General features: G+C 72.3%; 11 protein-coding genes and 1 pseudogene. 4 read left to right on the top strand and 8 right to left on the bottom strand.

The features are described from left to right. Window positions 1-39: 39 nt before the first annotated feature. Both ACH4XV_RS06525 and ACH4XV_RS06520 read left to right on the top strand, forming a co-directional pair. Window positions 40-1035 (top strand): 2-oxoacid:ferredoxin oxidoreductase subunit beta, encoded by a 996-nt coding sequence (locus tag ACH4XV_RS06525; RefSeq protein WP_380005598.1) that lies wholly within the window; start codon window positions 40-42, stop codon window positions 1033-1035. Between the two features lie 125 nt (window positions 1036-1160). Then, window positions 1161-3173, top strand: a pseudogene (locus tag ACH4XV_RS06520) (APC family permease); the annotation flags it as partial. A gap of 406 nt (window positions 3174-3579) precedes the next feature. On the opposite strand, the gene zapE reads toward ACH4XV_RS06520, so the two are convergent. From zapE to ACH4XV_RS06505, 3 genes are read right to left on the bottom strand one after another with little or no spacing between them, the layout of a single operon-like run. Next, entirely contained in the window at window positions 3580-4656 is a 1077-nt protein-coding gene (gene zapE, locus ACH4XV_RS06515) for a cell division protein ZapE (protein WP_395787211.1), read from the bottom strand. 34 nt (window positions 4657-4690) lie between these two features. Continuing rightward, window positions 4691-4969 carry a hypothetical protein gene (locus ACH4XV_RS06510; protein ID WP_395787210.1) on the bottom strand — a complete coding sequence of 93 codons (279 nt, stop codon included), beginning with the start codon at window positions 4967-4969 and terminating at the stop codon, window positions 4691-4693. A 21-nt stretch (window positions 4970-4990) separates the two neighbouring features. After that, window positions 4991-5536 carry a Uma2 family endonuclease gene (locus ACH4XV_RS06505; protein ID WP_395787208.1) on the bottom strand — a complete coding sequence of 182 codons (546 nt, stop codon included), beginning with the start codon at window positions 5534-5536 and terminating at the stop codon, window positions 4991-4993. A 152-nt stretch (window positions 5537-5688) separates the two neighbouring features. On the opposite strand from ACH4XV_RS06505, the gene ACH4XV_RS06500 reads away from it, so the two are divergent. Next, window positions 5689-6030, top strand: a complete 342-nt coding sequence (locus ACH4XV_RS06500) for a VOC family protein (RefSeq protein WP_395787206.1) — start codon at window positions 5689-5691, stop codon at window positions 6028-6030. 110 nt (window positions 6031-6140) lie between these two features. Here ACH4XV_RS06500 and ACH4XV_RS06495 read toward each other — a convergent pair whose 3' ends face one another. Beyond that, window positions 6141-6623 carry a GtrA family protein gene (locus ACH4XV_RS06495; RefSeq protein WP_395787205.1) on the bottom strand — a complete coding sequence of 161 codons (483 nt, stop codon included), beginning with the start codon at window positions 6621-6623 and terminating at the stop codon, window positions 6141-6143. A gap of 241 nt (window positions 6624-6864) precedes the next feature. Here ACH4XV_RS06495 and ACH4XV_RS06490 point away from each other — a divergent pair, with 241 nt between their 5' ends. Further along, window positions 6865-7488: a DUF6058 family natural product biosynthesis protein gene (locus tag ACH4XV_RS06490; RefSeq protein ID WP_395787203.1), complete on the top strand. Its 624-nt coding sequence runs from the start codon at window positions 6865-6867 to the stop codon at window positions 7486-7488. 21 nt (window positions 7489-7509) lie between these two features. Here ACH4XV_RS06490 and ACH4XV_RS06485 read toward each other — a convergent pair whose 3' ends face one another. The 4 genes from ACH4XV_RS06485 to ACH4XV_RS06470 form a co-directional block, all read right to left on the bottom strand. Continuing rightward, window positions 7510-8913, bottom strand: a complete 1404-nt coding sequence (locus tag ACH4XV_RS06485; RefSeq protein ID WP_395787201.1) for a S8 family peptidase — start codon at window positions 8911-8913, stop codon at window positions 7510-7512. 189 nt (window positions 8914-9102) lie between these two features. Next, window positions 9103-10032, bottom strand: coding sequence for an ABC transporter permease (locus tag ACH4XV_RS06480; RefSeq protein ID WP_380005551.1), 930 nt, complete (start codon window positions 10030-10032; stop codon window positions 9103-9105). Then, the gene (locus ACH4XV_RS06475) at window positions 10019-10972 is read right to left on the bottom strand and encodes an ATP-binding cassette domain-containing protein (protein ID WP_395787199.1); all 954 of its coding nucleotides are present in this window, start codon (window positions 10970-10972) and stop codon (window positions 10019-10021) included. Before ACH4XV_RS06475 ends, ACH4XV_RS06480 begins: the two co-directional genes overlap by 14 nt. Then, on the bottom strand, window positions 10969-12045 hold the full coding sequence (locus tag ACH4XV_RS06470) for an outer membrane lipoprotein carrier protein LolA (RefSeq protein WP_395787197.1): 1077 nt from the start codon (window positions 12043-12045) through the stop codon (window positions 10969-10971). The genes ACH4XV_RS06475 and ACH4XV_RS06470 overlap by 4 nt, the downstream gene beginning before the upstream one ends. Between the last annotated feature and the right edge of the window lie 107 nt (window positions 12046-12152).

The raw sequence follows: 12152 nt of genomic DNA, 5'->3' as shown, positions 1-12152 counted from the left end.
TCGCTGGCGCTGATCCCGAAGGCCGATGCCAAGCAGTCCATGAAGGACTTCAAGTCGGACCAGGAGGTGCGCTGGTGCCCGGGCTGCGGCGACTACGCCATCCTGGCCGCCGTGCAGGGCTTCCTGCCCGAACTCGGGCTCCGCAAGGAGAACGTGGTGTGGATCTCGGGCATCGGCTGCTCCAGCCGTTTCCCGTACTACCTCAACACCTACGGCATGCACTCGATCCACGGGCGGGCGCCGGCCATCGCGACGGGTCTGGCCACCTCGCGCGAGGACCTGTCGGTGTGGGTGGTCACCGGTGACGGCGACGCGCTGTCCATCGGCGGCAACCACCTGATCCACGCGCTGCGCCGCAACGTCAACCTGAAGATCCTGCTGTTCAACAACCGGATCTACGGTCTGACCAAGGGTCAGTACTCGCCCACCTCGGAGACCGGCAAGATCACCAAGTCCACCCCGATGGGCTCGCTCGACCACCCGTTCAACCCGCTGTCGGTGGCCATCGGCGCCGAGGCGTCGTTCGTGGCCCGGTCGATCGACTCCGACCGCAAGCACCTGACCTCGGTGCTGCGCGCGGCGGCGGCGCACGAGGGCACGGCCCTCGTGGAGATCTACCAGAACTGCAACATCTTCAACGACGGCGCGTTCGAGCAGCTCAAGGACCCCGCGCAGCGCGACGACGTGACCATCCGGCTCGAACACGGGCAGCCGATCCGGTTCGGCGCACAGGGCCAGTACGGCGTCATCCGCGGCGCGCACGGTGCGCTGGACGTGGCCGAGGTGGCCAAGGTCGGCGAGGACGCGGTGCTCGTGCACGACGCGCACGCGGACAACCCGGAGCTGGCCTTCGCGCTGACCCGGCTCGGCGATCTGACGAGCAACACGCACACCCCGATCGGGGTGTTCCGCGACATCGCGCGTCCGGTCTACGACCGGCTGATGTCGGCCCAGATGGCCGAGGCGGCGACGAAGCAGGGCCCGGGGGACCTGGCCTCGCTGATCCGCGGCAACGACACCTGGACGATCGCCTAGCAAACGACGCGAGACCCGCGCGGGCCCGGCACGAGCGTGTGCCGGGCCCGCGCGCTTTTGCGTCCGGCCCCCTGTTCGGCGGAGCACCCGCATGCACGGCCCGGGACCCGGGAAGCCATGCGGGTATGCAGTCGCCCCCGGGACCGGGCGGCCGGGCCGGTGTGCCGGCGGTCGGCGGCCCGCCCGCTCCGCTCAGCGTGGACGTCCACATCCCCGAGACGATCGGGTATCGGCTCAAGAAACGACTGCTCGGCCCGCCCCTGGTGAGTTCGCGGCTGCGCGGCGAGAAGTTGTCCAACCCGACCGCGTTGGGCGTGCTGGCCTCGGACTGCATCTCCTCGTCCGCGTACGGCACCGAGCAGATGTTGCGCGCCCTGGTGCCCTACATCGGCGTCGCCGCCTTCACCCTGCTGCTGCCGGTCACCTACGCGATCCTCGCGGTGCTGCTCCTGCTCACCCTGTCCTACTGGGACGTGGTGAGCCTGTACTCGAAGGCCGGCGGCTCCTACATCGTGGCCCGGGACAACTTCGGGCCGCGTGTCGCACAGGTCGCCTCGGTCGCGCTGCTGATCGACTACGTGGTCACCGTCGCGGTGCAGACCGCGGCCGGCACCGACGCGATCGCCTCGCTGCTGCACCTGATGTGGGGCGCCGACATCAGCCGGTGGAAGCCGGAGGTGTGCGTGGCGGTGGTCGGCGTGCTGTTCTACGGCAACCTGCGCGGAGTCCGGGAGGCCGGGCGGGCGTTCGCGCTGCCCGCGTACCTGTTCATCGGCGCGCTGGCAATCGTCTTCGCGGTGGCGCTGATCCGCTGGACGACGCACGGGTCGCTGCCCCAGGCGGACGTACACGCCGCGGGCGCGGTCCCGCTGGGCACCTCGGGCAACGGACTGCTCTACGGCGCCTCGCTGTTCGTGGTGCTGCGGGCGTTCGCCAACGGCGGGTCCTCGCTGACCGGCCTGGAGGCGCTGTCCAACAGCGTCTCCACCTTCCGCGAACCGCAGGGCCGCAACGCGCGCAAGACGCTGGTGGCGATGTCGCTGGTGTTGGCCACGCTCGTGCTCGGCATCTCGCTGCTCGCGCACGCCACGCACGCGATCCCCTACGTGGACGGCGATCCCACGGTGATCGCGCAGGAGGCGCACCTGGTGCTCGGCGGCGGGGTGCTCGGCCGGGCCGGGCTGGTCTTCGTGCAGCTCGCCACCGCGCTGATCCTGTACACCGGCGCGAACACACCGTTCAACGGCTTTCCGTTCCTGGCCGACTTCGTCGCCGAGGACGCCTTCCTGCCGAAGATGTTGCGCAAGCGCGGACACCGGTTGGCCTTCTCCAACGGCATCATCCTGCTCGCGGTGCCGGCCGTGGCCCTGCTCCTGGTCACCCGGGCGAGCGTGGACTCGCTGGTCGCGCTGTACGCGATCGGCGTATTCACCGGGTTCATGATGGCGGGCGCGGGGCTGACCAAACACCACTGGACCCATCGCACCGGCCACTGGCGGGTCGGATGTGTGGTGAACGCGCTCGCGGCCGTGGTGTCCGGCACGGTCGTACTGATCTTCGCGATCACCAAGTTCACCGAGGGCGCGTGGCTGGTGGTCGTGCTCTTCCCGCTCGGCGTGTGGGCGTTGATCGGGGTCAACCGGCGCTATCGCGAGGAGGCGGCGGCCCTGGAGGCGGCGCCGGCCACCGCGGACTTCGGGCTCCGCGACCGGTCGGTGGTGGTGGTACTGGTCGACTCGCTCGACGTCGCGGTGCTCCAGGCGCTGCGCTACGCCCGCTCGTTGCGCGCCGACGACCTGCACGCGGCGCACTTCGTGCTGGACAGCCGGCATGCCCGCAAGCTGAGCACCCGCTGGGACGCCAGTCGTGCGGCCGACATTCCGCTGGAGCTGATCGAGTGCCCGGACCGGCGGCTGGCCCGCGCGGTCGTCGAACTGGCCGCGCGGGAGGTGGCGGACGGCGCTTCGGGAATCATGCTGCTGCTGCCCCGTCGCACGTATCCGCCGCTGATCGGTCGGCTGCTGCACGGGCGGACCACCGACTCGATCGCGTCCGCGCTGACCCGGGTGCCGCACGCGGTCGCCACCGTCGTGCCGTTCGACGTCGGCGCGGCGATGGCCCACCGGCCGGAGCCGGATCGGGAAGCGGCCGCGAAGTGTGTTCCCCGGCTGCTGCCGATCGTGGACGCGGAGCCGGAGCCGGTCGGCGGAGCGGTCGCGACGGTCTCGGTGGCCGCGCTGAAGTGGCGACAACACGCGGACGTGGTCGGCCGGATCCGGGTGGTGTCGCCCTCGCCGGAGACCGCGCGACCGGCCCTGGAGGTCCAGCTGTACGACGACACGGGCGGCATCCTGCTGCTCTTCCACGGCCGGCGCCGACTCGCGGGCGTGGAACCGGGCCGCCGACTGCGCGTGCGCGGGGTGGTCGGCGAGGCGGAGGGCCATCTGGCGATGTCCGATCCGACGTACGAACTGCTGCCCGAGGACGAGGAGGAGTAGCGGTCCCGGCCGCTTCGGGCGCTGCGGCCGGGTCGGCCGATCCGACTCAGCCGACCCGGCGCAGCAGGCCCAGTCGGCTCGCGGTGCGCACGATGTCGGTCGGCAGGTCGTCGCCGGCGAGCAGTTCCGACAGCGGGCGGTCGCTGCCCAGGAAGAGCCGGACGTCGGCGTCGCAGCACACGTCGATCAGGTTCACGAAACGTTGCCGGGCCTCGGCGCTCGCGGTCTTCAGCGGCGGCAGGTCGCGGACCACCCACGTGGGGTACGTCTCGGCCAGCACGAGGTAGTCGAGCGGCGAGGTCCGCCCCTCGCACAGCGCCTCGAACCCGGCCCACAACTCGTCGGGCCGGGCCGCCTCGACCAGCAGCGCGCGTTTGTTCACGGTCAGCGTCGCCGCCTCGGCCGGCGTGGGCGGCACCAGGCCCTGTGCGCGCAGTTGCCCGGGATCGCCCGGCCACAACACCGCGCCCCGCGCGAACGCGCCGGCGCCGGACTCGGCCCGGGGCAGCGCCCGATAGTCCTGCGGGCCGGCGACGGTGACCACGCTCATCCGGGTCTCGATCTCCCGGATCGTCGGCTCGAACAGGTGGTGGTAGAGCGGATTGGGCAGCAGTCCGGAAGGCGGATAGTTGGAGGTGCAGACCAGGACCACCCCCCGGGTGTGCAGTTCCCGCAGCAACCGGGTGACCAGCATCGCGTCGCCCGGGTCGTGCACGTGGAACTCGTCGAAGCAGACCAGGTCGACGTCGCCCACGAGTTCGGACACCGCCGCGTCCACCGCGCTGTGCTCGTGGCCGTGGTTGTCCCGGTGCCGCCGGACCGCCTCGTGCAACTGCCGGAAGAACGCGTGGAAGTGCACCCGGGTCCGCCGGTCGGCGGGTCCGGGGACGGCGGCGAAGAAGGTGTCGAGCAGCCAGGTCTTGCCCCGCCCGACCGGCCCCCACAGGTACAGCCCCGGCGGCGTCCGGCGATGGAACAGCCCGTGCGCCCGGCCCCGGCCCAGCGCGAGGCCGAGTTCGGCCAAGCGGTCGGCGGCCTGCCGCTGGGCCGGATCGAGGAGGTACCCGCGCGCCCGGGCGGCCTCGTCGAAACGGCTCCGGATCGTCTCGACCGTCGTTCGCATGATCGAGATCCTAGGGCCGGCACCGGATGTCGCCTCAGTCCACCGGCGAGTCGTCGGATCGGACCGGAACGGCGTGGTACTCGACTTCGACATAGAACTGCCCGTTGGGCTTCTTCAGCCGCCGCACGGTGCGGTGTCCGGCGGCGCCCAACTCACGCAGCGCCTTCTGCACCCGGTACGGCCCCTCGGGCATCACGTCGGCCACGTCCTTGCCGGTGAACTTGATCCCCTCCGGCACGGCCAACATGCACGCGAGCACCCGACGGGCAAGCGGGCTGAGTCCATCGTCGGTGCGCTCGGGATCGTCGGTCACGGCGTCACCCCCCCCGGGTGCTCAGTCGATCAGATCGGCGGTGTCGATGGTCAACGAGAACGGCGCCGGCAGCACCAACTCCTTACCGAAGGCGACCTCGTTGCGCCCGGTGTACGCATCGCGCTCGGGGTCGGAAAACAGGATCATCTTGCCGTTCTGCCGATCGACGAGCAGGTAGAACGGGAGGCCCGCGAGCGCGTAGGCCCGATACTTCTTCGTGCGATCTCGACTCGGATCGGAGGAGGTCACCTCCACCACGAGCAGCACATCGTCCGGTGGCATCCACGACGGCGCGTGCCGCAACCCACCGTGCCGCACGTAGGTCGCGTCGGGAACGACGAAGTCGCCGCTCGGCAGGGCCAAGCCCTTGTTGCCCGACGCGTTCAACCGGATGGCGGACCGCAACATCTGCACGCGGAGCTGATCCACGATCGTCTCGTGGTCTCCGTCCGGTGGCGGCGCCACGTTGATATTCCCGTCGATGAACTCCACACGATCGTTCTTCAGCCGCTCGGACAGCGCGAAGAACTCGGCCAGAAGCGGTGTCGGTTCCTCATCGGTTTCCACATGATGGGGATACACCGATCCAACGGTCATCACACCCAGCCCTCCTCTCCCCGAGGCAACTCCTTCAGCCTAGTTTCGGGGTCGGGGGCACAGTAGACCTTCCCGGGCCATTCACCCGTTCGGGCAGATGTGCTCTCGTCTAGGGTCGCGGTATGCGTGTACAGCTGCGTCAGATCGTCGTGGATGCCCGGGAACCGCGGGTGTTGGTCCGGTTCTGGGCCGGGTTGCTCGGTGGGGAACCGGTCGATCGGGAGCGGGGCCGGTCGCATGTCGAGCCGGCCGGTTCGGCGCGGATGGCATTCCAGCCGGTGTCGGAGGACAAGGCCGGGAAGAACCGGCTGCATCTGGATCTGGCGGTGGCCGACATCGACGCGGCCGTGGCGCTTGCGGTCTCGCTCGGGGCCACGCCGGTGGGCGAGACGGTCACCGACGAGCAGGGGTCGTTCCGGGTCATGCGCGATCCCGAGGGCAACGAGTTCTGCTTCGTCGACTGAGGTGGGGTGGCGCACGGGAAAAGGCGACGGATCGGCTCGGACCGGGAGGCGGCGGGACACAGTCGCCGCTCCGGGTGAGCCGATCCGTCGCCGGTCGGGGTCGGGTCCGCTCAGGCGGCGGTCACCACGGCCTCGCGGGCCAGTACCCGCTCGTCCGCCTGCGGGCCGTCCTTGCGCGCGAAGATCACCAGGCGCATGAAGGCGAACCGGCCGATGCCCGCCAGGCCGGAGGCGGACAGGTACACCGACTGCTCGACCAGTACCCCCGCGTGCGGCCGGATCGTGTGCAGCACCAGCATCGCGGCGGTGGTGAACAGGTAGCAGACCAGCACGGTCAGCGCCGCCTTGACGTGGTCGCTCTTTCCGGGCTTGTCCTGCCCGAAGGTGAAGCGGCTGTGCAGCTCGGTGGCGATCAGGGTGGAGCCCACGGTCACCAGCGCGTTGGCGGCGGCGAACGGCATGTGGCCGCAGAGCAGGACCAGCGTCGCGCTGCTCGCGAGGCCGACCCCGCCGCCGAAGACGACGAAGCGGACGAAGGAGGCGATCACTCCGGGGGTCCGGGTGGGGGCGGCGGTGCTGCTCGTGGTGTCCATGTCGAAGAGCATCCGCCGCACCGCCGGCAGCCCTCGCACAATCCGCTGACCACCCCTGTCGGCGGCTGTCAGCCGGTGCCGGCGGCCGGTTTCGGGGCTCGGAGGCCGGTTTACCACGGGGGCGTTTCGGCCGGCGCCGAAGCGTGGCGCGGCTAGCGTGCGGGGTCTCGGGTCGTTCGCCGGCGGGCCCGGTCCGGTTCGTGGGCCGGGGGTCGCCGACCGCAAGCGGAGGTGGCGTGGGATGGGCAGCGGCACAGGGGTTCGGCCGGCATCGACGGCCGCGCGGGCCGTGGCCGAGCGGTTTCGGGAGGTCAACGGGGAGCACCCGATGACGCCGGCCGACGACGCGTACGTGAACCGGCAGTTCGTCGAGCTGACCGAGTTGTGCGCGGCGACCGGGCGGGATCCGGAACGGGTGCGCCGACTCGTGCTGGACCGGTGCCTGCCGCTGCCCTCCTACCTGCGCTCGGACGGTGCCGAGATGGTGCCGGCCGACCTGTTCGCGCTCGCCGACGCGGCCGGCGGCCCGGACCGGCTCCGGGCCTGGTTCGTCGGGCACTGGGCCGACCCGGTCGAGGGCGAGGACGAGTGGGCCGGCTACCTCAGCGGGCAGTACGTCTGCCTGCACTCCGTCTCCCCCACCACGATCCGGCGCAAGAGCGAACTGATGTCCGCGATCGACGCCGCCCTGGCCGCTCCCGCGCCCGACGATCCGGCCTGGCGCGCCGCACTCCACCGGTCGATCGACGACCTGGACGCCCTGGAGCCGGACTTCACCGCCTACGACCGCCTCCGCTTCGGCGGCCCGGTCTCCCGCGACACCCACATCACCGCACCCCGCGCCCGCCACCCGCGCACCCCCTGATCGGGGCCGCGCCGAGCGGCCTCACGACCCCGGTCGCACCGCCCGCAGCGCATCGACCAGTCCGTGTCCGTGGAACGAGTCGACCTCCCCCGACGCGGTACACGACCCCGCACACGGCAGCCGATTCGCGGTGGCGGCCAGCCGGGCCGCGATCGTGTCCGGGCCCCACTCCGGGTGCTCGGACACGATCAGCGCGGCCACCCCGCTCACCGCGGGCGCCGCCATCGAGGTGCCCTCCTTCCGGGCCCACCCGCCGTCGCGCGCGGTGGACAACACGCCCTCGCCGCCGGCCGCGCCGTTCCCGCCGGGCCCGGCCAGATCCACCACGCCCAGGCCGGTGTTGGAGTAGCCGGCCCGACGACCGTCCGCGCCGACCGCCGCGACCGTGACCACGCCCGGGAGTTCGGCGGGCGCCATCCGACACGCGTCGGTGACCGGGCGCGGCGGGACCGGCCGGCTCGCCGCGTCGTTCGGGCTGTACGGGTCCACCGTCTTGTGCGCGAGGTCGTAGTCGTCGTTGCCCGCCGCGGCGATCGACAACACGCCGCGCTCGGCCGCGTACTCCGCCGCCCGACGGATGCCCTCGTACGCCACCGCCTGGTCCTCGTCGTCCGGACACATCAGCCACCACGGGTCGTTGTAGTAGCTGTGGTTGGCGATCCGCAGCCCCCGCGCGGCGTGCTCGGCCAGCCATACGAACCCGCATACGCTCGCCTCGGCGTGGAACATCGTGTCCGCGTCGCCGACCCGCACCGCCGCGATCCGCACCCTCGGCGCCACCCCGACCACGCCGATGCCGTTGCGCACCGCCGCGATGGTGCCCGCCACATGCGTCCCGTGGTCGGAGCGCGGCGCCCGCCACGCCGCGCCCTCCCGGATCGGCCGGCCCGTCGAACAGTCCACCGACAACTCCGCGTCGAAGTTCGGCGCCAGGTCGGGATGCCGGTCGTCCACCCCGGAGTCGACCACCGCGACCGCCACATCGGGGCTGCCCTCGGTGATCCGCTGCGCCTCGTACGCGTGCACCATGGCCAGGTTCCACTGCGTGGCCTCCGCCGGATCCTCGACCGCGCCGCCACCGCGCGCGGCCGGCCCACCGTGCGCCCCGATCGGCGCCGTCCGGGTGGCCCCCACCCGTGCCACGCCCGGCCGCCCCCGCACCGCCGCCGCGAAGCCCGGCCCGCCGTGCGCCACGACCACCCCGATCCGCCCGTACGCCCCGACCACCGTGCCGCCCGCCCGCCGCACCGCCGACTCCACGAGCACCGTCCCGGCCGGCCCCGGCTCGCGGGTCAGCACCAGGTAGGAGTAGGTCTCCGCGGGCGCCTCGACCGACCCCTTCGGCGCCGCCGACACCGCCCGCGTGGGCACCGTCCCGAGCAACACGACGCCGGCCGCCGACAGCATCGCGATCGCCACACGCATCCTCATAACGGCCCACATGCACATGTACCGCCCGAACCAACCCGGCATTCACCCGGACGAGTTGCCCACCCGCCGACTCCGAACCGGCCCCGAGCAGCCGGCATCGGGCAACCGGCACCGAACGCCGACGGGCGCCGGGCGAGCCGGTCCCCCGGCCCACCCGACGCCCGCCGGCGGCGGCGCCCCGTCTCACGTGGTGATGTCGCGCTCGTTCAGTCGGGCCCACGCCGCCGCGCCGAAGACCGCCGCGTACGCCGCCTGCATCCCGAGGTTGCGCAGGATCTCGCCGGTCGGGATCGGATTGCGCAGCAGGTCCCCGAAGCTCATCCACGCGTCGGTGAACAACCACGGGTGCAGACCCGACAGCTGCGGGATCCCGGTCAGGATCGCGGTCACGATCACCACGCCCACCGTGGTCGCCATCGCCGCCACCGGCACCGTGGTCAGCGTGGACACGAACAGCCCGATCGCGGCCAGGCCGACCAGCGAGGCGGCCACGCACAGCGCGATCAACACCGCCCGCCACGACGCCTCGACCATCGAGATCGAATCCCCGGTCAGCAGCGGCACATCGCCCATCGGGAACAACGCGGCGCCGACCGCCAGCGCGGACAGCGCGATGGTGAGCGTCGCGGCCAGACAGAACGTCAGCACGCCGGCGAACTTCACAAGCAGCAGTCGAGTCCGCCCGGCCGGCGCGACCAGCAGATAGCGCAGCGTCCCGCCGTGCGCCTCCCCCGCGATCGAGTCGCCCGCGACCACGCCGACGGTCATCGGCAGGAAGAACGGCAACGCGGCGGCCAGCGACGCGAAGACCAGGAACAGCCCGTTGCCGGTGACCTGGTTCACGAAGTCCATCGTCCCGCCGTCGCCGCCGCCGCGCGAGGAACCCCCGTCGTGGAAGTAGCGCAGCGCGACCCCGAGCAGCACCGGCACCAGGGCCAGGAAGCCCAGCATCGCGGCCGTCCGCGGCCGCAGGAACACCAACCGCAGCTCGCTGCGCATCAATCCGCGCAGCCGCGGCAGCCGTTCGGCGCCGAACGACCCGGTATCCGCCGTCGAGTGCCCGAACGCGGGCGACAGGACACCCGTCTTGGGCAGTGCGTCAGTCGGTGACATCGAAGCCTTCCCCGGTCAGGGCGACGAACGCGTCCTCCAGGGACGGCCGCGCGAGGGTGAACGATCGGACCCGGATGTCGGCGCGCACCAGCGCCGCGCAGATCTCGTCCGGCTCCAGCGCGGGCGGGTCGGCCCCCACCCCGTCGTCGGTGGTGACCACGTCGGTCGCCCCGAGCCGCCGCAACACCACGACCGCCGCCTCCGCGTCGGGAGTCGTGACGAGCAGGCGGGCCCGGGTACCGGCGCGCAACGATTCGACGGTGCCCTGGGTGATCAGCCGCCCGTGGCTCATCACCGCGACGTCCGTGCACACCTGCTCGATCTCGTCCAGCAGGTGCGAGGAGAGGAACACCGTGGTGCCGTCCGCGGCCAGCCCGCGGATCAGCGTGCGGATCTCGCGCATCCCCTGCGGGTCCAGGCCGTTGGTCGGCTCGTCCAGGACCAGCAGGTCGCGCGGGCGCAGCAGCGCGGAGGCGATGCCGAGCCGCTGCTTCATGCCGAGCGAGTACGCCCGCGCCTTGCGGCCGGCCACCGCGGTCAGGCCGACCTTCGCCAACGCCGCGTCCACCCGGGCATTGCGGGTCCGGGGGTCGGACGTGGGGTCGGCGGCGTCCAGCCGTTCCAGGTTCTGCCGACCGGTCAGGAAGCCGTAGTGGGCCGGGCCCTCGATCAGCGCGCCGACCCGGGGCAGGACCTGCCCGACGGCCGCCGGCATGGGGCCGTCGAGCAGGGTGACCGTGCCGCCGGTGGGCCGGATCAGCCCGAGCAACATCCGGATGGTGGTGGTCTTGCCGGATCCGTTGGGCCCGAGGAACCCGAAGACGGAGCCGGCGGGAACGGTCAGGTCGAGGCCGTCCACGGCGAGCCGGTCCCGGCCGTAGCGCTTGGACAGCCCCTCGGTACGGATCGCCGCGGTTCCGACCGCCGTGGACGCGGTCATCGCTGTGCCGCGATCCGCTGGAGCGTGTCCGCGTCGACCGCGCCGGCGAAGACCCGGCCCGAGTCGGTGGTCAACACGTTCACCAACCGGGTGTTGATCAGCGTCCCACCCGGCACCGGCTTGCCCAGCTTGCCGAGCAACCCGGTGACGTCCTTGCCGTCCTTCCCGTCCTGGCCCTTGGCCCCGGCGGGCAGTTCGACCACGGTGGTCCACCCCTCGCCCAGCAGACCGGGCGCGGGCCGCTCACCGTTCGGCGCCGGCGGTGCGGTGGGCTTCCCGGGCGCCGCCTCGTGCGCGGGGGCCTCGGTGACCCGGGCGCCGGCCGGCGGCTTGAAGTCGAACGTGCCGGCGGCCGGCTTGTCGTAGGAGACCTGCTCGAAGCCGATGTCGACGGCCGGCTTGCCGCCCTTGACGGTGTCCACGGTGACCCGAAGCGGCACCCCGGTCTTCGCGTCCACGAAGACCGTCGCGGCGGCGATCAGGCTGCCCTGCGCCTTGGGCGCGAAGCGCAGCTTGTACACGTCGTGCCCGGCGACCCGGGCGGTGCCGTCGACCCGGACGTCGGTGCTCGGGCCGACCAGGTCGAGCAGTTGGCGGGCCGCGTCCTGCGGGGTGGTCGGCACCAGCGACGCCACGTCGGGGCGCGTCGCGTCGATCGTGGCGTGCGTCACGGCGTGCGCGCGGCTGTCGTAGGTCCATACGTCGCGGCCGTTGTGCACGACGTTGTACTCGGACAGATCGGCCATGATGCCGATCCGCTGCCGGTCCGGGCCGTCCAGGGCCACCTGGAGCTTGTTGGTGCCCGAGAGCAGCGCCTGCGGGCCACCGCCGCCCTTGCCCGGGAGGGCCGGCAGGCCCAGATCGGTGTCGATGCGGACGGTGCCGGTCAGCGCGTCGGCCCGCGCCGCGGCGACCTTGGCGACGAGTTGTTCGGCGGTGACGTCGGGCAGTCCCGGTCGCCCGTCGTCGGCGAACGCGGCCGGTCCGATGGTGACCGCGCCGACGGCGGCGGCCGCGATCGCGGCCGGCACGGCGAAGCGCCACGGCACGGATCGGCGGGTGGTGCTGGTCATGACAGGTGCCCCCTGATGCGAGTGTCCAGTGCGACACATCAAGAGGACCATCGCGATCACCCACCCGGCGTCGCCCGTACGTCACCGGAAAACATCACCCTCGGGGC

Source organism: Embleya sp. NPDC020630 (genome assembly GCF_044334985.1).
GTDB lineage: Bacteria > Actinomycetota > Actinomycetes > Streptomycetales > Streptomycetaceae > Embleya.
Note: the sequence above shows the minus strand (reverse complement) of the source record. Positions and strands in the feature narration are given on the sequence as shown.

Excerpts from the sequence above, each read along its gene's own strand:
- zapE (WP_395787211.1), bottom strand. The coding sequence starts at position 4,656 with ATGCGAACGACGGTCGAGACGATCCGGAGCCGTTTCGACGAGGCCGCC.
- ACH4XV_RS06475 (WP_395787199.1), bottom strand. The coding sequence starts at position 10,972 with ATGACCGCGTCCACGGCGGTCGGAACCGCGGCGATCCGTACCGAGGGG.
- ACH4XV_RS06490 (WP_395787203.1), top strand. The coding sequence starts at position 6,865 with ATGGGCAGCGGCACAGGGGTTCGGCCGGCATCGACGGCCGCGCGGGCC.
- ACH4XV_RS06525 (WP_380005598.1), top strand. The coding sequence starts at position 40 with ATGAAGGACTTCAAGTCGGACCAGGAGGTGCGCTGGTGCCCGGGCTGC.
- ACH4XV_RS06500 (WP_395787206.1), top strand. The coding sequence starts at position 5,689 with ATGCGTGTACAGCTGCGTCAGATCGTCGTGGATGCCCGGGAACCGCGG.
- ACH4XV_RS06495 (WP_395787205.1), bottom strand. The coding sequence starts at position 6,623 with ATGGACACCACGAGCAGCACCGCCGCCCCCACCCGGACCCCCGGAGTG.
- ACH4XV_RS06485 (WP_395787201.1), bottom strand. The coding sequence starts at position 8,913 with ATGCGTGTGGCGATCGCGATGCTGTCGGCGGCCGGCGTCGTGTTGCTC.
- ACH4XV_RS06480 (WP_380005551.1), bottom strand. The coding sequence starts at position 10,032 with ATGTCACCGACTGACGCACTGCCCAAGACGGGTGTCCTGTCGCCCGCG.
- ACH4XV_RS06470 (WP_395787197.1), bottom strand. The coding sequence starts at position 12,045 with ATGACCAGCACCACCCGCCGATCCGTGCCGTGGCGCTTCGCCGTGCCG.